At 36.0% G+C, this 26,911-nt stretch carries 21 protein-coding genes and 1 riboswitch; of the genes, 5 read left to right on the forward strand and 16 right to left on the reverse strand.

What is annotated here, in order from left to right; translation table 11 throughout:
* Nucleotides 1–16: 16 nt before the first annotated feature.
* The 7 genes from AC806_RS09350 to sufC all read right to left on the reverse strand — a co-directional run bounded on the left by AC806_RS09350 (nucleotide 17) and on the right by sufC (nucleotide 8,420).
* The gene (locus tag AC806_RS09350; RefSeq protein ID WP_069029204.1) at nucleotides 17–1,879 is read right to left on the reverse strand and encodes an ABC transporter ATP-binding protein; all 1,863 of its coding nucleotides are present in this window, start codon (nucleotides 1,877–1,879) and stop codon (nucleotides 17–19) included.
* Nucleotides 1,869–3,608, reverse strand: a complete 1,740-nt coding sequence (locus AC806_RS09355) for an ABC transporter ATP-binding protein (RefSeq protein WP_061840811.1) — start codon at nucleotides 3,606–3,608, stop codon at nucleotides 1,869–1,871. The genes AC806_RS09350 and AC806_RS09355 overlap by 11 nt, the downstream gene beginning before the upstream one ends.
* Nucleotides 3,609–3,836: 228 nt before the next feature.
* The gene (locus tag AC806_RS09360) at nucleotides 3,837–4,541 is read right to left on the reverse strand and encodes an NAD-dependent protein deacylase (RefSeq protein WP_069029205.1); all 705 of its coding nucleotides are present in this window, start codon (nucleotides 4,539–4,541) and stop codon (nucleotides 3,837–3,839) included.
* A 106-nt stretch (nucleotides 4,542–4,647) separates the two neighbouring features.
* On the reverse strand, nucleotides 4,648–5,121 hold the full coding sequence (gene sufU / locus AC806_RS09365) for a Fe-S cluster assembly sulfur transfer protein SufU (protein ID WP_061840813.1): 474 nt from the start codon (nucleotides 5,119–5,121) through the stop codon (nucleotides 4,648–4,650).
* Nucleotides 5,108–6,343, reverse strand: coding sequence for a cysteine desulfurase (locus tag AC806_RS09370; protein ID WP_061840814.1), 1,236 nt, complete (start codon nucleotides 6,341–6,343; stop codon nucleotides 5,108–5,110). The genes sufU and AC806_RS09370 overlap by 14 nt, the downstream gene beginning before the upstream one ends.
* Nucleotides 6,340–7,632: a Fe-S cluster assembly protein SufD gene (sufD, locus tag AC806_RS09375; protein WP_061840815.1), complete on the reverse strand. Its 1,293-nt coding sequence runs from the start codon at nucleotides 7,630–7,632 to the stop codon at nucleotides 6,340–6,342. The genes AC806_RS09370 and sufD overlap by 4 nt, the downstream gene beginning before the upstream one ends.
* A 14-nt stretch (nucleotides 7,633–7,646) precedes the next feature.
* On the reverse strand, nucleotides 7,647–8,420 hold the full coding sequence (gene sufC / locus AC806_RS09380) for a Fe-S cluster assembly ATPase SufC (RefSeq protein WP_014123956.1): 774 nt from the start codon (nucleotides 8,418–8,420) through the stop codon (nucleotides 7,647–7,649).
* Between the two features lie 174 nt (nucleotides 8,421–8,594).
* Between sufC and AC806_RS09385 the strand changes: the two genes are divergently transcribed.
* Nucleotides 8,595–9,053, forward strand: coding sequence for a GNAT family N-acetyltransferase (locus AC806_RS09385; RefSeq protein WP_069029206.1), 459 nt, complete (start codon nucleotides 8,595–8,597; stop codon nucleotides 9,051–9,053).
* 78 nt (nucleotides 9,054–9,131) lie between these two features.
* Here AC806_RS09385 and AC806_RS09390 read toward each other — a convergent pair whose 3' ends face one another.
* The 3 genes from AC806_RS09390 to rpsO all read right to left on the reverse strand — a co-directional run bounded on the left by AC806_RS09390 (nucleotide 9,132) and on the right by rpsO (nucleotide 12,521).
* Complete coding sequence (locus tag AC806_RS09390; RefSeq protein WP_014123954.1) at nucleotides 9,132–9,542, reverse strand: hypothetical protein; 411 nt, start codon at nucleotides 9,540–9,542, stop codon at nucleotides 9,132–9,134.
* An 88-nt stretch (nucleotides 9,543–9,630) separates the two neighbouring features.
* Nucleotides 9,631–11,778 (reverse strand): polyribonucleotide nucleotidyltransferase, encoded by a 2,148-nt coding sequence (gene pnp / locus AC806_RS09395; protein WP_061840816.1) that lies wholly within the window; start codon nucleotides 11,776–11,778, stop codon nucleotides 9,631–9,633.
* 473 nt (nucleotides 11,779–12,251) lie between these two features.
* The gene (rpsO, locus tag AC806_RS09400) at nucleotides 12,252–12,521 is read right to left on the reverse strand and encodes a 30S ribosomal protein S15 (RefSeq protein WP_014123952.1); all 270 of its coding nucleotides are present in this window, start codon (nucleotides 12,519–12,521) and stop codon (nucleotides 12,252–12,254) included.
* Nucleotides 12,522–12,780: 259 nt separating this feature from the next.
* On the opposite strand from rpsO, the gene AC806_RS09405 reads away from it, so the two are divergent.
* Nucleotides 12,781–13,071, forward strand: a complete 291-nt coding sequence (locus AC806_RS09405; RefSeq protein WP_041591761.1) for a rhodanese-like domain-containing protein — start codon at nucleotides 12,781–12,783, stop codon at nucleotides 13,069–13,071.
* A gap of 44 nt (nucleotides 13,072–13,115) precedes the next feature.
* On the opposite strand, the gene AC806_RS09410 is transcribed toward AC806_RS09405, so the two are convergent.
* Nucleotides 13,116–14,291, reverse strand: a complete 1,176-nt coding sequence (locus tag AC806_RS09410; protein ID WP_061840817.1) for an AI-2E family transporter — start codon at nucleotides 14,289–14,291, stop codon at nucleotides 13,116–13,118.
* A gap of 15 nt (nucleotides 14,292–14,306) precedes the next feature.
* Nucleotides 14,307–14,657, reverse strand: coding sequence for a PTS glucitol/sorbitol transporter subunit IIA (locus AC806_RS09415; RefSeq protein ID WP_014123949.1), 351 nt, complete (start codon nucleotides 14,655–14,657; stop codon nucleotides 14,307–14,309).
* Nucleotides 14,658–14,827: 170 nt separating this feature from the next.
* On the opposite strand from AC806_RS09415, the gene AC806_RS09420 reads away from it, so the two are divergent.
* A complete protein-coding gene (locus tag AC806_RS09420) occupies nucleotides 14,828–15,847 on the forward strand; it encodes a lactonase family protein (protein ID WP_069029207.1) in 1,020 nt (339 codons plus the stop codon).
* 324 nt (nucleotides 15,848–16,171) lie between these two features.
* On the opposite strand, the gene abc-f is transcribed toward AC806_RS09420, so the two are convergent.
* Nucleotides 16,172–17,662 (reverse strand): ribosomal protection-like ABC-F family protein, encoded by a 1,491-nt coding sequence (gene abc-f / locus AC806_RS09425; RefSeq protein ID WP_069029208.1) that lies wholly within the window; start codon nucleotides 17,660–17,662, stop codon nucleotides 16,172–16,174.
* A 389-nt stretch (nucleotides 17,663–18,051) separates the two neighbouring features.
* A complete protein-coding gene (locus AC806_RS09430; RefSeq protein ID WP_069029209.1) occupies nucleotides 18,052–18,474 on the reverse strand; it encodes a hypothetical protein in 423 nt (140 codons plus the stop codon).
* 419 nt (nucleotides 18,475–18,893) lie between these two features.
* Here AC806_RS09430 and AC806_RS09440 point away from each other — a divergent pair, with 419 nt between their 5' ends.
* Nucleotides 18,894–21,539 carry a cation-translocating P-type ATPase gene (locus AC806_RS09440; protein WP_061841149.1) on the forward strand — a complete coding sequence of 882 codons (2,646 nt, stop codon included), beginning with the start codon at nucleotides 18,894–18,896 and terminating at the stop codon, nucleotides 21,537–21,539.
* Between the two features lie 205 nt (nucleotides 21,540–21,744).
* On the opposite strand, the gene metG is transcribed toward AC806_RS09440, so the two are convergent.
* Nucleotides 21,745–23,757, reverse strand: coding sequence for a methionine--tRNA ligase (gene metG, locus AC806_RS09445; protein ID WP_061841148.1), 2,013 nt, complete (start codon nucleotides 23,755–23,757; stop codon nucleotides 21,745–21,747).
* A 531-nt stretch (nucleotides 23,758–24,288) separates the two neighbouring features.
* Here metG and AC806_RS09455 point away from each other — a divergent pair.
* Nucleotides 24,289–25,110, forward strand: a complete 822-nt coding sequence (locus AC806_RS09455) for an NUDIX hydrolase (RefSeq protein WP_061841147.1) — start codon at nucleotides 24,289–24,291, stop codon at nucleotides 25,108–25,110.
* A gap of 85 nt (nucleotides 25,111–25,195) precedes the next feature.
* Here AC806_RS09455 and mgtE read toward each other — a convergent pair whose 3' ends face one another.
* Complete coding sequence (gene mgtE / locus AC806_RS09460) at nucleotides 25,196–26,557, reverse strand: magnesium transporter (protein WP_061841146.1); 1,362 nt, start codon at nucleotides 26,555–26,557, stop codon at nucleotides 25,196–25,198.
* Nucleotides 26,558–26,725: 168 nt separating this feature from the next.
* Nucleotides 26,726–26,891: riboswitch (M-box (ykoK) riboswitch) on the reverse strand.
* Between the last annotated feature and the right edge of the window lie 20 nt (nucleotides 26,892–26,911).

Consider the following 26,911-nt stretch of genomic DNA (forward strand, 5'->3'; position numbering starts at 1 on the left):
CTCTTTCCTTCATATATTAGGACAATTCCAGCTTCCCTGTATACAATTGATAATATGTTTTCTTGTTTTGGATAAGTTGATCATGAGTGCCTCGTTCTATAACCTGTCCATGATCTAAAACAACAATTACATCAGAGTTTTGAATCGTTGATAAACGGTGGGCGATCACAAAGACGGTTCTTCCTTTCATCAGTGAATCCATACCATTTTGCACAAGTTTTTCAGTTAAAGTATCAATACTAGAAGTGGCTTCATCTAAGATCAACACCGGATTGTTAGCTAAAGCAGCGCGAGCAATGGATAATAATTGTTGCTGTCCTTGTGATAAATTGGATTCTTGTCCACTAATCAGCGTTTCATATCCATCCGATAATTCTTCAATAAAATGATGAGCATTAGCAAGTTTTGCCGCTTCTTCTACCTGTTTATCTGTCGCTTCCAAATTACCATAACGTATATTTTCTCTCACTGTTGCACTAAATAAATTTGTATCTTGTAAAACAATACCGAGTGAACGTCGTAAATCTGCCTTTTTTATTTTTGTAATATCAATACCATCATAAAAAATTGTTCCTCGATCAATATCATAAAAACGATTGAGCAAATTTGTGACGGTTGTTTTCCCAGCACCAGTAGCACCTACTAAAGCAACCTTTTGACCAGAATACGCGTAAAGAGAAATATCATGAAGGATTGTTTGGTTTTCTTTATAACCAAAGGTCACATGAGCAAAATTAATATTTCCTTTCACTTCAGTATATTGAACACTGCCATCAGATCGCACTTGTTTCCATGCCCAACGAGCGGTACGAAAACTACTTTCTTCCAGTTGTTCTCCTTGTTTGTCAACATTAACTAAGGTAACTTTCCCGTGGTCTTCTTCTGGAGCTGTATCGATCAATTCAAAAATACGTGCCGCTCCTGCTAAAGCCATCACGATAAAATTTACCTGTTGAGAAATTTGATTAAGCGGACCACTGAAACTTCTACTCAATTGCAAAAAGGCAATTAAAGTACCAATAGATAACGTAATCATTCCATTGATCGATAACAGCCCACCTATTAATGCAATTAAAACATATTGCAAATTTCCTAAGTTAATCATGATAGGCAGCAAAATATTTGCTAGTTGATTAGCCTTGGAGGCATCTTCAAATAAGCGATTATTTTTTCTGACAAAACCTTGTTTGGATGCTTCTTCATGAGTAAATACTTTAACAACCTTTTGGCCAAATGTCATCTCCTCAATATAACCGTCGACCTCACCTAATGAACGTTGTTGATAAACAAAATAACGCGAACTTAAACCAGCGATTTTTTTCACCACAAGATAAATCAAAATAACGGTAAATAAAACGACAAAGGTCAATGGCACATTTAAAGTTAACATCGCAATAAAAACGCCTAACATTTGGGTTGCCGCTTGAAAAACTTGCGGTATACTCTGAGAGATCATTTGACGAAGCGTATCAATATCATTAGTGTAGTGGCTCATAATATCTCCTGAAGGTGTTTCATCAAAAAAACGTATCGGTAAACTTTGCATCTTAGCAAACATGTCATCACGAATATTTTTTTGCGTGCCTTGACTGACGGTGACCATTAAACGATTAAACAATAATGAGGCAATGACACCTATCAGATAAATAGAAGCCATCACTAAAATGATTTTTAAAAGTCCAGTATAAACTGGATTGCTCTGTGACAAAAGCGGCGTAATATAATCGTCGACCACTTGTTGAATAAATAAAGATCCCAATGTATTAGCCCCTGTGCTCAAAAGTACAAAAAGAATAACGAGCATGAGAATTAGTTTATAATCACGCCAAATATAAGTAAGGATACGTAGCAAAGGTGCTAATATTTTGTTATTTTGCATCTGCTTCACCAAATCCTTTCGTCTGTGCTTCATAAATTTCCTGGTAGATAGCACTCGTTTGTAATAACTGATTATGCGCACCTATATCGGTGATCTCACCGTTATCAAGGACCAGAATTTTATCAGCATCTTGTACAGAAGTAATTCGCTGTGCAACAATAAACTTGGTTGTATAGGGTAATTTTGTCCTAAATGTTTCCAAAATTTTCGATTCAGTTTTAGTATCCACAGCACTTGTTGAATCATCCAAAATTAAAACTTTAGGTTGCTTAAGTAATGCACGTGCGATGCATAGGCGTTGCCTTTGCCCCCCTGAAACGTTTGAGCCTCCTTGTTCAATATAAGTTTGATAGCCATCGGGGAGCTCCTGGATAAATTCGTCGGCTTGCGCCATAATACAAGCATTTCTAACTTCTTGCTTACTAGCTTGAGGATTTCCCCAACGAATATTTTCCATAATTGTTCCTGAAAACAGTATATTATTTTGTAAAACGACACCGATATTTTGTCGAAGCGCATCCATATCATAGTCGCCTACATCCCTTCCCGCAAGCTCGACTTGCCCATCCGTTACGTCATATAATCGTGGAATCAATTGTACTAGTGTGGTCTTAGAACTTCCTGTACCCCCTACAATGCCAATTGTCTCGCCAGTTTCAGCAGAAAAAGAAATATCTTTTAGCACACGATGATTTAAAGCCGTTGGATATTGAAAAAAGACATGATGAAAATGAACACGGCCGTCGGCAACAGTTGTTAGTGCAACATCATTATTTTTTAAGTCACTTTCTTCCTCCATAACTGCCACCACCCGTTGGGCAGAAGCGCGGGAAATTAAAAACATAACAAACACCATAGAAAACATATTCAAACTGATTAAAATTTGAAAGGTATAAACAAATAAACTGGACAATTCACCAGTAGACATCGTTTGTCCAACAATCAAGTGGGCCCCTACCCATGAAATAAGTAGAATACAAATATAAGCAGTCGATTGCATAAGCGGCTGATTAAATGCGAGTAGTTTCTCCGCTTTTGAAAATCGTTTATAAACGATTTGCGAAATATTCTGAAACTTTTGTATTTCAAATGCTTGACGTACATAAGATTTTACGACTCGTATACCATGTAAATTTTCTTGTACGATATTATTTAAATGGTCATAACTTCGAAAAACTCGCTCAAAAATAGGATGAACTTTGCGTCCGATAAAAATAAGTGTCCCCGCTAAAAATGGAGCTATACCAATAAAAATCAATACCATATTAGGATTGATCAAAGCTGACATAATAATAGCAAAACTAAATTGAACCGGACTTTTAATCATAATACGTACCAACATTTGATAAGCATTTTGTAAATTTGTTACATCTGTTGTCATCCGTGTAATTAAACTAGGCGCTGTAAATTTATCAATATTGGAAAAAGAAAACTTTTGTACATTAAAAAATAAGGTTTTCCGTAAGTTTTTAGCAAAACCCGCGGATGCAATGGCGGCGTATCTTCCCGATAAAGCGCCAATAAACAATCCTAATAGTGCTAATAAAATGAGCAAAATACCAAGTTGCCAAACAACTGAAGTTCTCCCTTGTGAAATGCCTTCATCAATAATAATAGCCATCAAGGTTGGAATTAAAATTTCTATAAATGATTCAAAAATAACCAGGAACATACTAAGTGCTGTCGTCTTTTTATATTCCTCTACGCAACTTAAAAGTTTTTTTACCATGGACAGTGCTCCTTCAACTATTAAAAAATACAGTGAATCTATGATAGCAAAAAATAAAGCGGTTTCTAAAATAATATAAAATTTTATGTACTGTTTACAGAATTTATCTTTTCTTTAAAGCAATCAGTGAAACTTAAAAAGCCGAAAAATGTCACTTGATGTAGACAAGATGGCCCTTTTCGGCTATTTTGAAAAAATATATAATTTTGTAAAAGTATTTTTTTGCTGCTAGTCAACTTGCACTTGTTCAAACGCTTTTACCGCATCACCTGTGATCATTTTCCCATTTGCTGGTAAAGAAATCGGGTCCCGGTTAACTGCTAACATTGTTGCATTAGGCGAAGCATATTGAACCAAGCTGGCAAAAGGAAATACGACAAAAGAAGTTCCCACTACAACAATCAAATCAGCTTCACTGATCGCTTTTACAGCTTTTTCAACTTTTTGTGTGTCAATAGCTTCCTCATATAATACAATATTAGTACGTAATATGCCACCGCAATTTTTATGATACATACTTGCTAAATATTCTTCCATAGTAGCACTACGTCCACATTTTTGACAGTAAACATGGGAAATATCGCCATGAAATTCAACTAAGTGTTGCGGATCTGTACCAGCTGCCAAATGCAATCCATCTACATTTTGAGTAACAATATCAGTATTACCTTTTTGTGTAAAACTAGCCATTTTTTCATGAATAACATTTGGTTCAGCTTCAGGATGTATCATATTATTTATGACAAAATCATAGTGTTTTTCTGGTTCGTTGATCAAACAAGCATGACTTAACAAATATTCTGGAGACCCTCCTGTAGCATATAATCCATTTTTTGAACGGTAATCTGGAATACCCGAAGCAGTAGAAACACCTGCTCCAGTCAAAAATACTACTTTATTTGCTGCATGCAATAAATCATTTAATTCACTCATCTCTTAGCCTCCTTAAATCCAGTTTATCATTTTCATTTTGCATGTACAAAAAACACACAAGCTATAACGTTCTTGTGTGTTTATGATAGCTATTGGTCGATGATTTTTAATCCTCATGTTTTATAAAACCTGTTTCAGCTACGCCAGTCTCTGATTCTTCAATTGCTTTTTTTAAAGCTTTCCAAGAAAGCGTAGCACATTTAATGCGAGCAGGAAATTTTGAGACGCCACTAAGCATACCAGCATCTCCTAACATCTCGATGTCCTTTACATCTTTTCCTTGAACCAGTAAGGAAAAGTCTTCTGCTAAGCCCATTGCTTCTTCTATTGTTTTTCCTTTAACTATCTCCGTCATCATTGAAGCACTAGCTGTTGAAATTGAACAGCCATGCCCAGAAAAGGCAATATCTTTTATTACACCTTCTTCTGTTTGTAACTCCAAATGAATTACATCACCACAAGTTGGATTATTTAATTCCGTATGGTGACTGGAATCTTCTAATGTTCCTTGATTATGGGGATGACTGGAATGATCCAAAATCACTTGACGATATAGATTTTCTAATTTAGAAAGTGCCATTTTTAAAAAACTCCTTTGTCACTTTAATCGCCTCTACTAAACGATCTGCATCTTCCTTTGTATTATATAGATAAAAACTTGCTCTGGTAGTAGCTACAAGGTCTAAGTATTCTAAAAGTGGCTGAGCACAGTGGTGGCCCGCGCGAACGGCCACACCTTCCATATCTAGCGCGGACGCTACATCATGCGGATGTAAACCATCTAAGTTAAAAGCGATCACCCCCGTATGGTCACGTGGCTTCTGTGGTCCATAAATCGTCAAGCCATCAATTGCTTGTAATCGTGGTAAAACATAATTCACCAACTCTTTTTCGTGCTGATAAATTTCTGCTAAGCCAATTTTAGTTAAATAATCAATTGCGCTAGCCAGCGCAATACTTCCCGCAATATTAGGTGTCCCTGCTTCAAATTTCCAAGGTAACTCTGTCCATGTGCTTTCATAAGGATGTACAAAGTCAATCATTTCGCCGCCAAATTCTACTGGTTCCATTTGCTCTAACCAATATCGTTTACCGTACAATACACCAATTCCTGTTGGACCACACATTTTATGACCTGAAAAAGCATAAAAGTCAACGTCAAGTTTTTCTACATCAACCGGCATATGAGGGACAGCTTGTGCCCCATCCACTGCGATTACAGCTTGGTGTTTATGAGCTAATTGTGTCAATTCCTCGATTGGATTGATCACACCTAACACATTAGAAGCGTGAGCGATGGCTACAAGTGCCGTTTTGTCTGTAATTTGTTTTCTAGCTTCAGCAATATCCAAAAAACCATCTTTTGTTAAAGGGATATATTTCAGCACAGCGTTCTTTTTTTTAGCTAACTGCTGCCAAGGGACGACATTGGAATGATGTTCCATATAGGAAATAACAATTTCGTCTCCTTCATGGATAAAAGCATCGCCAAAACTTTGTGCTATCCAATTCAGGCTAGTCGTCGTTCCTCGCGTAAAAAGAACTTCAGCTATCTCATGTGCATGAATCAACTGGCGTACTTTTTCACGTGCTGCTTCATACTTTTTTGTAGCGCGTTCTGCTAAGGTATGCACCCCTCTATGCACGTTTGCATTAGCTTTATAATAGTAGTCTTCAATCGTTTGCAAGACAGCTTTGGGCTTTTGCGTCGTAGCAGCATTATCTAAATATACTAATGGTTCATCATTGACTTTTTGGTCTAAAATTGGAAATTCTTCTTGCAAGCTTTTAGCATCTATCATGCATCTAACTTCCTTTCAATGACAGCAATCAACTCTTTTTCTACCTCTTTTACAGGAATTGAACTTAATACAGCACTTAAAAAGCCGCGAATGACTAATCGTTCTGCTTCTTCTTTTGCTAAACCACGACTCATCAAATAATACATTTGTTCAGGATCCACTCGTCCAACACTAGCAGCATGTCCTGCTGATACCTCATTTTCATCGATCAGTAAGATCGGATTTGCATCACCGCGTGCTTTATCAGAAAGCATCAACACCCGACTTTCCTGTTGCGCATCCGAGCCTTTTGCACCTTTTAAGATATGACCAATACCATTAAAAGTTAAAGTAGCGCGATCGCGGATAACTCCATGTTGTAAGATATGTCCAATCGAGTGGGGCGCTTTATTGGTTACTCGCGTATCGATTGCTTGTTTTTGATCACCTGCACTAATAACAACTGCTTTGACTTCTGCGTGAGAACCTTCTCCTTCCAATTCAGAATCAAAATCCCCAACAACGTCGCCTTCATTCATAATACCCATTGCCCACTCAATCGAAGCATTACGCATTAAATATCCACGTCGTTTGATATAACAAGAAAGATTTTCTCCTAATTGATCAATACCGGAAAACTTAATTTTGGCTTCATTTTTTGCAATCACCTCAACAATAATATTACCAGATATTTTTTGTGCATCATTACCTTCTGATATATACCGCTCAAGATAACTAAATTCGCTATTTTCCTCTGCTACGATTAATACATGTTTGTAAAAATGAGCACTCGCATCTCCATTATGATGGAAAATCACTTCAACTGGTTGTTCAATCACCACATTTTTAGGAACATACAAAAACAAACCACCATTCATAAAAGCTGCATGAGCAGCTGTTACTTTATCTTCATCCATTAATACGCAGCTTGTCATATAATATTTTTTGACTAAGTCAGGATATTTTTGCATAGCTGTAAATATATCAGTTAAAATAACACCCTTATCTACTAATTCTTGGGGTAATTGTTCAAAAATAACGTTATCATCCTGTTGAACTAAAACAGGACCTTCTTTTTTTTCATTAAAACCAGAAGTACTATCACTTATCGGTTGTTCTGTTGTTAAACTTTTTGCATCAATATTAAAAAGTGGCCAACGATCATAACGCACTCGTTCAATCCTTCGCAAATCTAATTCATCTACTTTTTTTAACGCAGCTTGTCGCATTTCGCGCATCCAATTAGGTTCGTTTTTACGGGATGAAAAAACGTCAATCGCATCAAGATGATTCATTAAACTTTTCTTCATGTCACTTGACCTCCTTACGCTTCTTCTTCCTGATATTCAATACCTAATTCCTTACTAATGCCTGAATAGCCTTCATTTTCCAAGCGTTTTGCCAGTTCCGCATCCCCAGTCAAAGCAATTTTGCCATCCATCATAATATGTACGACATCAGGTGTAATATAGTTTAACAGCCTTTGATAGTGAGTAATAATCAAAGCGCCAAAGTTTTCTCCTCGCATAGCATTTACACCTTTAGCAACCACTTTTAACGCATCAATGTCAAGCCCGGAATCGATTTCATCTAGAACCGCAAAAGTTGGTTCTAACATCAAAAGTTGTAAAATCTCATTACGTTTTTTCTCCCCGCCAGAAAAACCTTCATTCAAATAACGTTCAGCCATTTCTTCAGGCATATTCAATAATTTCATCGTCTTATCCAATTTTTTTATAAATTGCATAACTGGGATCTGATCTTCTTCTGCGCGTTTGGCATTAATTGAAGCTCTCATAAATTCGGCATTCGTGATACCAGGAATTTCACTAGGATACTGCATGGCTAAAAATAAGCCTAAACGCGCACGCTCATCTACTTCCATTTCTAAAACGTTTTGACCGTCATATAGGATTTCTCCTTGGGTAACTTCATAATTAGGGCTGCCCATGATGGCAGCTGATAGTGTAGATTTCCCAGTCCCGTTAGGCCCCATAATCGCATGAACTTCGCCTGTATTAAGCCTAAGATCAACCCCTTTTAAAATTTCTTTATCTTCAATGGATACATGTAAATCTTTTATCTCTAAAACGGACATTAATTTCCCTCCAAACTCTTTTGCATTCTCATTCATTGTAGACCAATTGTGAATAAAGTTCAAATACTAATCCTAATTAATTTTTGATTTTGCAAAACTATTTTTTGTTTTGAGTTAAATCCTTAGAAAAATTTTTTTATTTTGTTATACTTTATATAAAAGGAGGCGATTTCAATGAGATATCATTTGGAACCAGTCACGCAAAAAAATTGGCATAAAATCATCCAATTATCCGTTGCACCTGAACAAGAAGAATTGATCGAAGATAATGCTGAATCCCTATTAGAAGCTGCTTATGATTCATCCTATGACTGGACACCGATTGCACTGTGTGTAGACAGCCAAATTGTCGGTTTTGCTATGATCGGAGCAGAAGATAAACAAAATCGGACGATTTTATTTGATCGTTTTATGATTGACCATAACCAGCAAAAGAAAGGTTACGGACATGCCCTTTTCCAAGCGGTATTAACTTATTTAGAAGATCGCTTTAAAGTGAATCATATCTATATTCGTGTCCATCAAAAAAATGAACAAGCAATTCCTTTTTATGAGTCGTTTAATTTCGAACTAACAGGACAAAAAGATCCTAAAACAGGTAAAAAGTTAATGTGGCGTGAAGTACAACGATAGTAAAAAAGCTGAGACAACTTAACATCATTTAATGAATATTAAGCTATCTCAGCTTTTTGTAATTATTTAAAGCATAACTTATACTTTTTTAGTAAACTGATGACGACATTGGGAACAAGTTATCTTGATCTTACCTCTGCCTTTAGGCGCCCGCAGTGCTTTCTTACATTCTGGACAATGAAAATAAGTATATGTTTTACGATTTTGAAAAGCTTCTTTTCTTAGACGAAAGAAGTTTTTTATTTTATTTTCCCAACGTAAGTATCTCTGATTTTCATTTGAACGAACATAAATACGTTTGGAGAAGAAACGGTAATAAACAATAACCAATAGCAGTAATGGAAGTAAATTCACGAATGGAATCGTAATAAACACATTAAAAATGATTAACACCGCTGTTAAAATAAGTAACCTCTTATTTAACGGATCAAATACACCGTATCTTCCTCGCATGAACTGAATAATTTTATTTTGCCAATTTGACCGCATTTACCATTCCCCCTATCTCTATTATTATCTTTAAAAAATACCTTATAAGCAAACAAAAATCGCTTATAAGGTATTTTTTAAGTTTCAATTATTCTTTAGTACTTTTACTATCTTTTTTATCATCAGTCTTCTCATCATCTTTTAGCATTGCTTTTCTTGAAAGATTAATGCGCCCTTGTTTGTCTATTTCAGTTACTTTGACAAGTACTTCGTCGCCTACATGAAGAACATCTTCTACTTTATTGATACGTTCCTTTGCAATTTGCGAAATATGAACTAAGCCATCTTTTCCTTTAGCAATATTAACAAAAGCACCAAATTTTTCAATTCGAACAACTTTTCCTAAATAAACTTCTCCTGGCTTGATTTCTTTGGTCAAGTCTTTAATAATTCCACTTGCTTTTTTAATCATTTCAGCGTCTGAAGAAGCAATGGACACATTTCCCTCTTGATCAATGTCAATTTTAACGCCGGTTTCATCTATAATACCGTTAATCACGTCGCCGCCTTTACCAATAACATCTTTGATCTTTTCAGGGTCAATAGACATCATTTCGATTTTCGGCGCATAAGGGCTTAATTCTTCTTTTGGTTGAGCAATCGTTGATGTTAATTGTTGTAAAATTTCCATTCGCGCTTGTTTAGCTTGAGCTAAAGCTTCACGTAAGATTTGTTCGGTGATTCCTTGAATTTTAATATCCATTTGTAAAGCAGTGATACCATCTTTAGTTCCGGCAACTTTAAAGTCCATATCTCCTAAGTGGTCTTCCATACCTTGAATATCAGTCAAAATCGTATAATTTTCACCATCTGATACAAGTCCCATCGCAATACCAGCAACAGGTGCTTTAATAGGAACACCTGCATCCATTAATGCTAAAGTTCCAGCACAAATACTTGCTTGTGAAGAAGAACCATTAGATTCTAGAACTTCTGCAACTAAACGAATAGTATAAGGAAATTCTGCTTCACTTGGGATAATTTGCGACAATGCTCGTTCACCTAATGCACCGTGACCAATTTCTCGGCGACCTGGAGAACCTGCGCGGCCCGTTGAACCTACGCTGTATTTAGGGAAATTATAGTGGTGGATGAAACGTTTAGATTCTTCTACACCTAAACCATCGATTACTTGATGTTCACCTAAAGGCGCTAATGTACAAGCTGATAAAGCTTGCGTTTGTCCACGAGTAAACAGTCCTGAACCATGAGCTCGTGGTAATAAACCAACTTCAGAAGAAAGTGAACGAATTTCATCAACTTTTCTACCATCAGGACGTATTTTGTCAATGGTTATGAGTTCACGAACGACATCTTTTTCTAAATCTTCAGCAATTTGATTTACTTCTTGAGCCAGATGATCACTAGCTTCTTCTTCTAGTGCTGTGATTTGCTCTTCATAAGCTTCTTTAACAATTGTTTTTACATTTTCAATTTCATCTTCACGCGCTAATTTTTCTTCTGTTAAAACTGCCGTTTTCATGGTTTCATAGTAATTATTATAAATAGCTTTTTGTAAATCTTCATCTACTTGTAATAAAGAAATATCCATTTTTTCTTTACCGCAACTTGCGGCTACTTCTTCTTCAAAAGCTACCAATTCTTGAATAGCCTCTTGCCCGAACATCAAAGCGCCAAGCATATCTGCTTCAGTCACTTCTTGAGCACCTGATTCGACCATATTGATTGCTTCACTAGTACCAGCAACGGTTAAATCAATATCTGAACTTTCATGTTGTTCTACTGTCGGGTTTAAAATGTATTCACCATTCACACGTCCAACTTCTACACCCGCAATAGGACCTTCAAATGGGATGTCAGAAATTGACAAAGCTAAAGAAGAACCTAGCATAGCTGCCATGGCTGGCGAACAATCTTGTTCCACACTCATAACTGTGTTTGTTACTTGTACTTCATTACGGAAGCCTTCTGCAAACATTGGGCGAATAGGGCGATCAATTAACCGCGCAGTTAAAGTTGCATCGGTACTAGGACGGCCTTCTCTTTTTATAAAGCCTCCCGGAATCTTTCCTACAGCGTACATTTTTTCTTCATAATTGATAGTCAGTGGGAAAAAGTCCGTTCCCTTAGCTTCTTTTGAAGCCACAACTGCACTTAATACTACTGTTTCACCATATCGTACTAATACAGCACCATTTGCTTGTTTGGCCAGTTGTCCAACTTCCACTTGTAGAGGACGTCCTCCCCAAGTTGTTTCAAAAACTTGTTTTGTCATAACTTCTCCTTTTCCACTGTGTGTAGGGCTTGCTACTAAACAAATAAAAACATTGAAAATATTCAGTGCTTTTATTTGGTTAGTAGTTAGATCAAGCCGACACTCACAGCTTTTTTCAAATTTATTATTATTTTTACAGTAAAGACCATTTTAATACCTTAATGCTTTACCTTTGATTCGAAAGCAATGGGTTGCGGAACTACGCTCGTTCCTCTCGCCTAGTACTGTTCATCTCTTCGCTCGCGCTTTAATCTCATCAAGTGCTAAGCGGCATAGCCGCTAAGCTCTTGAAGGATCTTCTCTTAGCTCCCTTTGGTCGCTAAATCGCAGTGATTCGGTTTGGGGAACTACGCTCGTTCCTCTCGCCTAGTACTGTTCATCATCCTCTCTTAGCTCCCGTTGGTCGCTAAATCGCAGTGATTCACAGCAAAAAAGTGAGATCCATAAGAACCCCACTTTTCTTTTTGACTTGATTAACGGCGTAATCCTAAGGCTTGGATCAATTCGCGGTAACGAGTAACATCTTTATTACGCAAATATGCTAGAAGGTTACGACGATGTCCAATCTTTTTCATCAAACCACGACGTGAATGGTGATCTTTTTTATGTTCACGAAGATGTTCATTCAATGAATTGATATCTTCAGTCAAAACAGCGATTTGAACCTCTGGGGAACCAGTATCTCCTTCATGACGCGCAAACTTTTCGATGATTTCAGTCTTGCGTTCTTGTGAAATTGCCATTTTCTTCACCTCTTTTTTTTACTTATTCCTGTAACTGAGTAAAACGTTGGTGATTCGTCAAACTAAGAGACAGGCCATGCCTATAATAGACACAGGTACACTTTACTTGATTCTAGCAAAAAAAGCAAGTTTTACTTATTAAACTCTTGCTGTAATTATTAAGAAAAGTTTCATATCTTTTGTATTCTAGTTCAAAAACTTGCATCATAGAAGAAAAACACTTAAAATCAAGTTTATCCAAAAAGAAATGAGGGATACTATGCAATCAATTGCTATACAAGATTTCCGTTCATTACTTGAAGAATCTATTGCTATTTTGGATATTCGTGATAAAGGCGCTTATAAAGAAAATCATCTGGCAGGGGCAATTTCTATACCAACCACCAGCCTACCTAATCGCTTGAGCGAATTAGATAAAAGTACAACTTATTACGTCCTCAGTCATTCTGGACGTCGCTCTGAAATTATCGCTGAGTTTTTAAACAACAATGGATTTCAAGCCATTCATGTCATTGGCGGAATGAAAGCATTGAAAAAAGCTGCTGCTTAAACTTAGTAGCCAAAAAAAGCGTTGCAGAAAACTGTAACGCTTTTTTATTTATTTTTATCTTCTGTTGCTTGTTTTTGGTCCTCGTCTTCTGTATATAATCCTGAGACTGTTTTATACCAATTGAAGATGTTTGTTATCACTACTTTGATAGCTGCATAAGCGGGAACGCCTAACACAACCCCAAAAAAGCCAAATAATTTACCTGCTGTCAGCAATACAAACAAAATTGTTACTGGATGAACAGCAAGTTGATTTCCTAACACCAAAGGCGAGATCAATCGTCCCTCAATGAGCTGCTCAATAGCAAAAACAATAATCACTTGAACTAACAGTACAGGACCTCCAACAATTCCTAGAAAGATCGCCGGTATCATCGCTAAAAATGAACCAATATAAGGAACTAAATTCAAAAAGCCAGCAATAACACCTAAGGTAATTGCATAATCCAAACCAATAATTGAAAAACCTACCATAAACAAAATGGCTACCGCAAAAGCAACAGCTAACTGTCCTCTAATATAAGAAGATACTTGCTGGTTCATTTCTTTTAGCACTCTTAAAGTAGGCTGTCGCATTTTTGTAGGTAAAAATTGCACAAAATAAGGCGCAATTTTTTTCCCATCTTTTAATAAATAAAATAAAATTACCGGCATTGTAACAATCGCAATAAAAATTGAGGCAACTGCGCCGAAAAAATTTCCAATACTTTGCACTGTCGTCTTCGAAATATTTTGTACCATTCCAGTAATAGATGACATAATTCTTTCACCAGAAATAGCAATTTGATCTTGCACCTTGTCAAAAATAGGATCAGAAAAAAAGTTCGCCAAAGATACCTGAACAGTATCGATATAGCCAGGTAAACGGTCAACAAAAGTAGTGGTCTGCTCACGTATTTCTGGAATGATTACAATGATACCCCAAGCAATTAAACCTGCAACAAGAATAAATAAACCAATAATACTGTAATATCGGTTTATGCCTTTTCTTTCGAAAAAATCAACAATTGGATTTAGCAAATAAAATAAAATCCCAGCTATTATAATCGGCAAAGCAACAATAGCCAAAAATTGTCCTACAGGGAAAAAAAGATAAGAAACTTTTGTAAAAAGATTGATAATTAATAAAATTAATAAAACAATCAACAATCCTGTTACAAACTGATTATTTAAAAACCATTTCCAAAACCACGAAAATGATCGCTTTCCTTTTTTATCCATAACAAACTTCCCCCTCTAGCAATAAGTAATCGTCATCCCTTCAGAAATATCCGGTACTTTTGCCGGTGTTAAATAAACACTGCTGGATAATTTATCTTGTGTGTCATCGGAAAATACAAATGAGCTATGTTGTATTGTTTGTAAATTTTGGTTTACCAGATGACCTACATAAGTAATCTGATATTCTTGCTGACCAAAAAAAATCTTATCTCCAACAGTTAGTTCGACTTTTTCTGGCTCGTTGATCTCTTGGATAATCGAATAAGGTGCCAATCCTTTTGTCACGCTTTTACCGAAAAAGATTAGCATTTTTTCATTTTCATCAACTGCTTGATCACCGATGCTTAAAATTTTACCTTGTTGCATGCATAAGTTCCTCCTAGTTTCTTTTATAATTAAAATTATACCACATTCATCCACCAGCCAAAGGGATTTTCCTTTTAAAATAATGCTTTTTAACAAATAAAACAGATTTTTTTCTTATTATTCTATGATAAAATAAAGTGTAGTCAACTTACAAGACAAGGAGGAATACAATGCTTGAAAAAATTTTACTAGGAACTTATACCAGAGGTGAAAGTAAAGGAGTTTATTCAGCGCAGTTAGATACGGAAAATAAAAAATTAACGGATCTAACACTGGCTGCTAAAGAAACTAGCCCTACTTATTTAGCCCTAAGTAAAGCCAAAAATCTTTATAGTGTAACCACTGTTGATGACAAGGGCGGAGTTGCAGCTTATGATTCATCTTTTCACTATTTAAATGCTGTCACAGAAGAAGGTGCGCCTTTATGTTATGTTGCAGTGGATAATGATCGCCAACTCGTGTATGGGGCGAATTATCACAAAGGTGAAGTAAATGTCTATCAAATTTTAGCAGATGGTTCGTTAAAAGCTAGTGATGCAATATATCACGACGAACCAACCGGCCCTCATGAAAATCAAGACCATGCACACGCTCACTATGCAAATTTAACTCCTGACAAACGCTTGGCTGTTTGTGACTTAGGTACGGACCGTGTATACACCTATGATGTATCTGATGAGGGGAAACTAACTGAAATTGCTGTATTTGAGGCACCAGCAGGAACGGGGCCACGTCATCTTGTTTTTCATCCAAATGAAAAATATGCTTATCTTTTTGGTGAACTAGATAGTACAGTCACAGTATTAACTTATGACGCAAGTACAGGTAAATTCACTCAAGAAAACAAAATATCAACCATTCCAAAAGACTATTACGACTTTAATGGAGGAGCAGCTATTCGCATTACTTCAGATGGAAAGTTCCTTTATGTTTCAAATCGTGGCCATAATTCGATTACTGTTTTTGCTGTTAAAGATAACGGGGAAAATTTAGAATTTGTGCAAAACATTTCAACTGAAGGTGATTTCCCCCGCGATTTTAACCTTGATCCAACAGAACAATTTATTGTCTGCGGTCATCAAAAATCTGATTATCTTTCTTTATTTGAACGTAATAGTCAAACAGGAGAACTGACCCTTATCAGTAAAGATTTCTATGCTCCTGAATGTGTTTGCGTGTTATTTGATTAAACTTTAAAATACAATTTAAAACCAAGCGACTTTTTTATTTCTGGTAAAAAATCGCTTGGTTCTTTTTATGAACTACGAGCCATTTTAGCACGTAACTTTTCAATTCTTATGTGCTTAATCATAAATAACCACACTACTTTTATGCACTTATGTGCTTATTTGCCGATAACCACACTAGTTTCTCGGTCTTATGTGCTTGTTTCAGCAAAATAACCCATTTTTGCAATGAATATTTCAGTTAAGCACGTAAGTTTGGCATTCTTATGTGCTTAAAAGCATTTAACCACACTAAACCTTCGATCCTATGTGCTAAAAAAGGACAAATCACAAATAAATCATTTTAGTTGCAATATTTTCCAAAAAAGTCACTTCATGCTCTACAACCAACATGGACGGTTGAACACTTTGAATAACCGCTTCTAATTGTTCATGGTTAAAAACATCTAAATAATTAAGTGGTTCATCCCAAATAAATAGCTCAGCTGGTGTCGCTAATGACTTGGCTAATTCAACTCTTTTACGTTGCCCTAAACTCATATCTTCAATTCGGTTTGTAAATACTTTCCGTTCTAGCCCTAGTTTGTGCAAATTATTTAATAGTTCTTCATAAGACAGATGATGTGCTTGTGCAAATTCTTGCAGTGTTCCTGTGTTATCTTCATAGTTTTGCCTTACATAACTAATATCTAAACCATGAGCAAGTGATGCATTCCCACTGACTTGACCATGAAACTCACCTAATAAAAATTGAATAATTGAAGACTTCCCTGAACCATTCGCTCCTTGAACTGCTAGACGCTGTCCTTGCTTTATTTCAAAAGAAAGAGGCTCAAACAATGGCACATCAGCATAACTTAATTGTAGCTCTTCTACTTTAAGCAACTGTTTGTGATAAGAAGGCTGATAGTTCATAGTTAAAGCATCAATGTCTTCAATATCATGCAATAGGCCCTTTTTTTCTTCAGCTTTTTCTTCCATACGATTAACAATAGCTTTAGAGCGTTTCATCGTGCGCGCTGCACGAGCACCAATAGCTCCCGTATCATAAATAGCGCCGCTACCTTTTTGATTAGGGTTTCCTTGTTTATCTCTTTCTCTGCCGCGTGACCATTCAGCTTTCTCCGCAGCCGTTTGTTTTAGACGACCAATTTCTTTCTTCAACTTACGGTTTTCTTCCTGTTCATAGTGATCGCGTTGTTCTTTTTGTTCTTCATAAGTACTAAAGTTTCCTTGATATAAAACTAACTGACTTTTTTCAATGGAAAGGACATGATCTACTACCTCGTTTACAAAACTACGATCGTGACTTACGACAATAAACCCATTTCTTTTTGCTTGTAGATAATTTGCTACTTGTTGGCGAGCCGTAATATCTAAGTGATTCGTGGGTTCATCGATTAATGGAAAGTGACGATCATCAATAAATAATAAAGCTAATAATACTTTTGTCTGCTCGCCACCAGATAAACTAGCAAAAGGACGCCATAAAATTTCCGGATCTGTTTGTAATAAATTTAGCTCACGTTCGATTTCCCATAAATCAAAAACAGCTAATGTTTGTAAACAATCATAGGTTAATTGTGTCTTATCCAAAACTTTTTGGGGAAAATAAGTAAAGGCTAATTGATGGGTAATTGCCCCACTATAAACGTATTCTCCTAATAGTAATTGAAGTAATGTCGTCTTTCCTCGGCCATTTCTTCCGATCAAACCTAATTTCCACTGAGTATCTATGGTCAAATTAGTGTGCTCAAACAATGGCTCGGCTAGGGTGTCAAAGCCAAAGGTCAAATTTTTGATTTCAATTTTACTCATTATAATCACCTCAACTTGCTTTTTTAAGCAAGAAAAAATGCCTGACCAATTTTTAGGCCGGCATTTTCAAAAAAGGCATACAAAAAGACCTTCAAAGAAAACCAGCCAACCGTAAAAATCTGCACACTGCCCCCTTTTTAAAAGGTACAGCCTTCATGCAGCTTTCAACAAATCGACTTAGTTTTTCAATAGAAGATCCCTCACTTTTATATCTGTTAGCGTTAACCTAACACATGTGACTAAATTTGACAAATGAAAAGTAAACGATATTGTCCAAAATTTATTTATACATACCAGTAAAGAACGCTCTACCTATGTCTTCCATCAGACAGTAAACAAGGTATTAAGCGCATCTTTTTCTCCTAATAAAATTTACATTGTGACAACAATTACATCAAAAAACTGGTGATCTTTTGTAAAGCAGAAGCAATTTCATCTGTCGCTTCATCTTGTTTTTGTTCAGCAGCGTCAAAAGCTTTCACATCAACTTCATTAGAGATGCTTTCAATCATGTCTTGGCAACCGTCTACATAATTTTGATAAGACCGTTCAAACTTTTTATGAGCCCCCATGACGCGCGCTGGTGCCCGCAAACTTGATAAAGTTTTGAGAAGGTCACGATATTTTGCAGTACCTTCTTTAAACACTTCCACTGCTTCTAATTGTCTTTCTTCGGTTAATTCAGCAATATTATCTTCATCAATAAGTCCGCGTATTTCTTCATAGTTAGGATTCATATCCTCCCCAACTTTTTCTGTATCTTTAACGATTTGATTAATTTTTTGTACGTAAAAATTCGGATTTGGTTTCAAAAGTCTGTCCTTCTTTCCTTTTTATTCAATATCCTTATTTTACCTTGTTTTTCTTAGTTAGGAAAGGAGAAATCCCTATAAAGCATTGTTTTTATTATAATAACTCCGAATAAAACTTAATGAGCTATTACTTAAATATTACTATTATCTTAATTACTGAAAATTTTAATTGACTTTTCGCCTAATAAAACATAAACTTAAGTACATAAGGGGAGTAGCTCTGGCAATAATGTCGTCATTACGAGATTTCATATCTCCGGCATTATTGACAATGTGAATTGTCGTTGTTAGCAAGACCTTTACCAAAAACTTCTGAAATTTGATATTCAGAAATCTTTGGTAAAGGTCTTTTTTATGCACTTTGACAAACTCCCATCTAAAAACAGTAACGATTAAGGAAAAGATGAGGAGAGATGGTAATGAACTACTATCAGCAGGAAAAAAAAGATGTTTTAGATCAATTAAACGTTGATAAAAGCGGCTTGTCACAACAAGAAGTTAAACGTCGACAAGAAACAGAAGGCTTTAATGAAATTGAAAAAGAAAAAAAGAAATCCGTATTGGCGTTATTTTTCAACTCCTTTAAAGACGCAATGGTGGTTATTCTTTTAATTGCCGCAATTATTCAGGTTTTATTAGGGGACTATATTGAAACGATTGTAATCATGATTGTTTTAATAATGAATGCTATTATCAGTGTCGTTCAAACGAAAAAAGCAGAAAGCTCATTAGATGCATTAAGACAAATGTCGGCACCCACTGCTACAGTTATTCGAGGAAATGAAAAGCAAACTGTTCCTGCACGTGAACTTGTTCCTGGCGACATTGTCTTCCTTGAAGCAGGAGATTATATTCCAGCTGATGGACGGATTATAGAAAACGGTTCGCTTCAGGTAAACGAAGGGATGTTGACTGGTGAGTCCGAAGTTGTAGATAAAACAGAAGCTGTGATTGAACAAGAAGCTGCTCTTGGTGATCGTACAAATCTTGTCTTTAGTAGCTCTCTTGTGACAAACGGTCGCGCGACTTTTGTCGTTACAGCCACAGGGACAAAATCAGAAATCGGTAAAATTGCTGATATGCTTAATACGGCCGAACAGAAACAAACGCCTCTTCAACGTAAGCTTGATAGTTTTAGTAAAAAGTTGGGAATTTGGATCTTACTACTATCTATTGGTATTTTTATTGTTCAAGCTGCAAGAATTTGGTTTGGTGATCAGCCTACTGACTTGACAGAAGAGCTATTACAAGCATTAATGTTTGCCGTTGCCATTGCTGTTGCTGCCGTTCCAGAAGCATTACAATCCATTGTGACTATTGTTCTTTCCGTCGGTACGAATAAGATGGCAAGACAACACGCTATTATTCGAAAACTTCCAGCTGTAGAAACCTTAGGATCAACAAGTATCATTTGTACAGATAAAACAGGGACCTTAACTAAAAACAAAATGACCGTGGTCGATTATTTCCTCCCTAGTCAAAAAACACAAAATAATGACAATGAGTCAGCTGAATGGTCCTTTGCAAAAGAACGTTTAATAGACATATCAGTTTTATGTAATGATAGTTATGTAAATACAGAAGAAAATGAAATTGGTGACCCCACCGAAATTGCTTTGGTCAATTTTGCGCAAAAACAAGGGCTAGAAAGTAAAAAAATTCGGGAAACGAATCAACGCATTGATGAACTACCATTTGATTCTGACCGTAAGTTAATGTCTACTTTAAATGATGTAAATGATGAACGATTGATGTTAACTAAAGGCGGCCCAGATGTTATGTTTAAACGTGCTAAGTATATTTTAGTAGATGGAAAAGAACAGCCTTTAAGTCAATATTGGTATGATTACCTAATAAATCAGAATGAATCTTTTTCGAGTCGAGCATTACGGGTACTTGCTTTTGGCTATAAAAAAATGTCATCTTCAAAAGAGAAATTAAGTTTTGATGATGAATCCGAGCTTGTCTTAGTTGGTTTAATGGCAATGATTGACCCCCCTCGTGAAGTTGTTTATGGCGCTATTAAGAAAACTAAAGCAGCTGGTATGAAGACCATTATGATTACCGGAGATCACAAAACGACAGCTGAAGCTATTGGAAAAAACATCGGCTTAATGGAAGAAGGCGACTTCGCTGTTACAGGTCAAGAGCTTGATGAAATGAGCGACGAAGAACTTAATAACAATCTGGAACATATTTCTGTCTATGCTCGTGTTTCTCCAGAAAACAAGATTCGCATTGTTGAAGCATGGCAAGCTAAGAACCAAATTTCAGCAATGACTGGCGATGGTGTAAATGATGCCCCTGCTCTTAAACAAGCAGACATTGGTATTGCGATGGGTAGTGGGACAGATGTTAGTAAAGATGCTTCCGCGATGATCTTAACAGATGATAATTTTGTTTCGATTGTAAGAGCCGTAGAAGTCGGAAGAACGGTCTTCGATAATATAAAAAAAGCTATCGCTTATTTATTTAGTGGAAATCTTGGAGCGATTATTGCGATTTTATTTGCTGTTGTATTAGATTTACCAAATCCATTTACTGCCTTACAATTGCTTTTCGTTAACTTAGTTAACGACTCGCTACCTGCTATTGCACTTGGAATGGAAAATTCAGAACCAGGCATCATGGATCGAAAACCTCGTTCAGTCAATGAAGGTATTTTTGCTGGTGAAACATTACGTTCAGTACTTACTCGCGGCTCGATTATCGGAATTGCTGTTATCGTCTCTCATCAAATTGGTTTACAATACAGCAATGAAATGGGGGTTGCCATGGCATTTACAACTTTGATTTTGTCTAGAACTTTACAAACTTTTGCGGCACGTTCAAACCAACAAACGATCTTAGGTGTTGGTTTTACCACAAATAAATATGTATTAGCTGCTGTGGCTTTCTGTTTAACACTTTACGTCATAACAATTTTACCTGGATTACGGTCAATCTTTTCCATTCCAAATGAATTTGGAATGGATCTATGGGCACCAGCTGCCGGACTTTCATTAGCTGCAATTTTTATGATGGAAGTTGTCAAAGTTATATATCATAAATTTTTCAGAAAATAATTTTTTGATGATATATAACAATCAAAAACTATGGCTTAAATAGTATCAAATATAAATTTTAGTCTAAACAAAAGGCCTCAACAAACTTTCATGCGTTTGTTGAGGCTTTTTTCTTAATATTAAATTCTTTGCGTAGTTCTACTTTAGTCCACATGATAGACTGGAAAATCATCCTTTTTATTATACAGACTTTATCAAAATTAAACTAAGCGATAATCGCGCCATTAGGCATTCCTTTAGGTGCTTCAACAATTTTTAATCTGCCAGTTTCTGGATCTTCTGCTGAAAGAATCATTCCTTGGCTAATTTGACCTCGCATTTTCCGTGATTTTAAGTTAGCAACAATGACTAGCTTACTGCCAATTAACGCATTGGGATCAGGGTAGAATTCAGCAATGCCTGACAAAATTTGCCGATCTTGATTGTCACCACAAGCCAAGCGGAATTTTAATAGTTTATCAGCATCTTCCACTTTTTTACAATCAATGACTTCTGCCACTTTTAATTCAACTTTATCGAAGTCTTCATACTTAATTTGTTTATTTTTTTCTGAGGCAAGTTCAGTTTCTTCTGGATTCCATTTCACAGATTCATCGTTGGTTTGTTTACCTTCTGCCATTTTATTTTGAATATAAGCTACTTCAGTCTCTGCATCTAAACGAGGGAAGATAGGATCCCCTTTACTAACGACCTTCGTGTCATGAGGAAATTCACCAAAACGTAATTCTTGCAAGCCCTTAGGTTCTTCATCTAAACCTAACTGTTTGAAGATTTTCGTTGACGTTTCAATCATAATAGGCTGCAAAAGAATAGCCGTGATTCGAAGGCTTTCAGCCAGATGAACCATCACACTGTTTAATTCTGCTTTTTTATCCTCTTCTTTGGCTAGTTTCCAAGGTTCTGTTTCATCAATATATTTATTCGAACGAGCAATCAGTGTCCATACTTCCGAAAGAGCTGTACTAAATTCCATATCATCCATGGCTTCACGATAACGTCCAACCACGTTAGCAGCAGTAGTCGATAGTTCGCTATCATACGGCGTTACCTTAGAAGCATAGTCTGGCACAACGCCCTCACAGTATTTGTTGACCATAGCTACCGTCCGGTTTAATAAATTACCTAAATCATTCGCTAAATCATAGTTCACTCGTGAAATAAAATCTTCTGGTGTGAAAATACCATCGCTTCCAAAAGGCACAGAACGCAAAAGATAGTAGCGTAAAGCGTCTAGCCCATAACGTTCGACTAACATTTCAGGATAAACAACATTACCTTTTGATTTAGACATTTTACCGTCTTTCATTAACAACCAACCATGAGCGAAAACTTGTTTAGGCAAGGAAAGACCTAGTGCCATCAACATAATTGGCCAATAGATCGTATGGAAACGTACAATTTCCTTTCCTACCATGTGAACATCAGCTGGCCAAAATTTTTCAAAATTTGTTTCGTCTGCTGAACCATAGCCTAAAGCAGTGATATAATTCGTTAAAGCATCGATCCAAACATAAACCACATGTTTAGGATCTGAACTTACTGGAATCCCCCAATCAAATGTGGTCCTTGAAACCGCTAGATCTTCTAATCCTGGCTCAATAAAGTTTTTAAGCATTTCATTTTTTCGTGACTCGGGACGAATAAATTCAGGGTGTTCTTCATAGTATTCCACCAAGCGATCCGCGTATTTACTCATGCGGAAAAAATATGACTCTTCTTGAATCAATTCGACTTCATGACCACTAGGTGCTTTTCCACCAATGACATTTCCTTGTTCGTCACGATAAACTTCTTCTAATTGCTTTTCAGTGAAAAATTCTTCATCTGAAACAGAATACCAACCTTCGTATTCACCTAAATAGATATCGCCTTGATCTAGCAATTGTTGGAAGATTTTTTGAACAGCCTTTTCATGATAATCATCCGTTGTACGGATAAACTTGTCATAACTAATACCTAAAGTCTTCCATAACTTTTTAACATCTGCTGCCATTTTATCAACATAATCTTGGGGCGCTACGCCTAATTCTTCAGCTTTTTGTTCAATTTTTTCTCCATGTTCATCTACACCCGTCAAATAAAATACATCAAACCCCATTAATCGTTTATAACGAGCCATCGCATCACAGGCGATTGTTGTATAAGAATTTCCAATATGTAATTTACCACTAGGATAATAAATCGGTGTAGTAATATAAAATGTTTCTTTTTCCCCCATGGGTAAAAGTTCCTCCTTTAAAAAACACGTTCATACTTTTGATAGTATAACATAATTTTACTTGCTTTGTTTTATTTTTTCTATGCTGACTTCTTATTTTCTTATAATTAAAAAATACTTTTTGAGTTAAAAACAACATTTGCTATAATGTATTTAGTCTAATTTTTAAGGAGCTCTTATGAACACAAAACAAAAAAAATCTGTTATTATCAGTTTTATACTTACTATTTTGCATGCTTTATTTTGTAACTTTTACACGCAAATCTACGCTTTCATGAATGTACAAAATTGGCTTTCACTATTTATAGCCCTTACACTCATTTTACGGTTGTTACTTTTGCTTGCTTTATTTTGGCTAGGTTTGCGCTCAATACAAAAAAATAAAAAAATCGCTTTGTTCTATATACTCTTATTTTTCTTTAACTTAGTCATGTCTTTTATTTTTTATTAAAGTTACTTTTTTATATGCTACAATACAAACGATATTAACGCAAAACATTATAGCTGTATATTTTAAAGTGAGGGAAAGCTATGGAATTCTCTTCTAAACAAGAAGAAAAGCATTATTATCAACATATCGCAAGTGAACAAGAATTTTTAGAATGGTATAAAAACCAAGAACCTCCAATGTATCAAAAGCCTTCTGTTACAGTCGATATGGTTTTACTTTGTTATAACAAAAGTACCGATCAAATTAAGGTCTTATTGATTCAGCGACGCGGAAATCCTTATCGTAATTCATGGGCTTTACCAGGTGGTTTTATAACCCCTAACGAATCAACAGGCGATAGCGTCATTCGCGAAACAAAAGAAGAAACCGGCGTTACGATTTCTGAAAAAAATATCGAACAACTACATACTTTTAGTACACCTGACCGTGACCCACGAGGTTGGGTAATCACCGTTAGCTATTTAGCTTTTATCGGAGAAGCAATACTTTCGGCTGGCGATGATGCAAACCAAGCACGTTGGTTTTCTTTAGAACGTAAGAACAATCGTCTTCACCTTACAAGTGGCGATACAAAAATTATTCTTGATCTAAAAACCCAAGCATCTTTAGGAGAAGATACCTTGGCATTTGACCACAGTCAAATTATCATCAAAGCTTTTAACCGCATTGTAAACAAAATGAACCATGAACCACAAGTGCTGCAAGTTTTGGGGGATACTTTCACAATCACAGAAGCGCGTAAAGTTTTCGCCAAATTTCTAGGCGTAGACTATCACGCCATTGATCATTCAAACTTCAAAAAAAGTTTAATCGGATTTTTAAAGGAAGTTGGAGAACGACCTGCCAGCATAGGCCGTCCTTCAAAACTTTATCAGTTAAAAGAAAATTTTCGTGAAAAATAAAAATGCCTATTCGTTATTGTGTAAACCAAAAATAACGAATAGGCATTTTTACAAACTTATTTAAAAAAATATAGTGTAGAGCAAATCAAAGAACATGTATTAAACTAGTTGCAATACTGAAATAAAGCATTAATCCTAAGGCATCATTGATTGTAGTAATAAAAGGGCCACTAGCTACAGCTGGATCTACATGCAGCTTATCTGCAATCGCAGGAATAACAGCACCTACTACAGTAGAAAACGATATAGTAAATAGCAAAGAGAAGCCCACAATAAATGCTAAAGTTACATTTTGATAAAAAATTGCTATTATTAGGAAGATAACAATCGCCGCGGCAATTCCTATTAATATCCCAGCGCCAAACTCTTTTCTAATCGTCTTCCAAAGGCTTTGTTTTTCATCTTTTTCTACATTTAAATTTCGTACGGAAACAGCTAATGACTGCGTGCCTACATTGCCTGCTGTATCCATCATCACAGGAATAAATGCGGCAAGTAACACAACCGATTCTAATGTCTCTTCAAAAGAACTGATTAACCCGCCATTAAGCATACCAAGAAAAATCAAAATAACAATCCAAGGCGTACGTGCTTTGGCTTTCTGTAATGCACCTTCTTCTTTAGGTTTATTACTACGACGAATGGCGGCAATATCTCTAAAATCTTCTGTAACTTCGTTTTCAAGTATGTCCATGACGTCATCAACTGTAACAATACCTATCATAGTATTATCATCTTCAACCACAGGGGCTGCTAATAAGTCGTAGTCTTGTATGACTCGTGCAACCTCTTCTTGGTCCATATCAACTGGTACAGAAACTATTTGTCTAGACATAGTATTTTGCATAATTTCCTCTTCAGGCGACAGAATCAAATCACGTAAAGACAAAACGCCCACTAAATCAGCTTGATTGTCCAATACATAAATATAGTAGACCGTTTCTGCATGATTACCAACTTGCCGAAGAAAAGCAATCACTTCACTCGCCGTTTGATTTTGGTTCACTGAAACAAATTCTTTAGTCATTATCGATCCAGCAGTTTCAAGCTGATAAGACAACAACTCTTCTACTCTCACACGTTTTTTTTCATTCATCAAACCCAATGGATAACTTTGCTCTATATTGGCAGATTGTTTTAAAAATTTCACTACATCATCTGTGGGCATGGTATTAAATAGTTTTGCTAAAAATGCTTTTGGAAAATAGTTAACAACATACTCTTGATCTTCAATCGTCATCCATTCAAAAAGATCTGAAAATTCTTCTGGGGTCAAAAAATTTGCGATCATTTGTTTTTTTTCAGGATATAATAGATGAAATACCTCATGTTGATCACGATCATGTAAGCGTAAAAACAACTTACGAAATGATTTACGATCATTTTTCTTTGCAGCACGATAAATTGCGTCATAGTATTGGTTTTTATTTAACTTAAGTTTTTCCATTTCTATTCCTCCTCTAAGCTAAGGAGAAGTTACAGTGCTCGTTTTCCAGCTAAAAACTCAATATTATGCTATGCATCCTACAAAAGTATTTACCTCCTTTTCTGTGTCACATAATAAAAAACACGCTACTAAGAGCGTGTTTACCTTACGATATTGGATATATTTGCAAAGCACACCTCTTCGTTGAGTTTTGGCTCAATACAGCCTAGGGATTTAACCCAGCTACGTTAAAAACTCCTTAGGTCGGACATTTTTGTTAACCACGTTGGCATCTTTCGATATTTCCGGGCAGTAGCATTCCTCTGTATAGTAACCTCACCTAACAGGCTATTTTTATTTTACCGGCTCCAATAT

Source organism: Tetragenococcus halophilus (assembly GCF_001712815.1).
GTDB lineage: Bacteria > Bacillota > Bacilli > Lactobacillales > Enterococcaceae > Tetragenococcus > Tetragenococcus halophilus.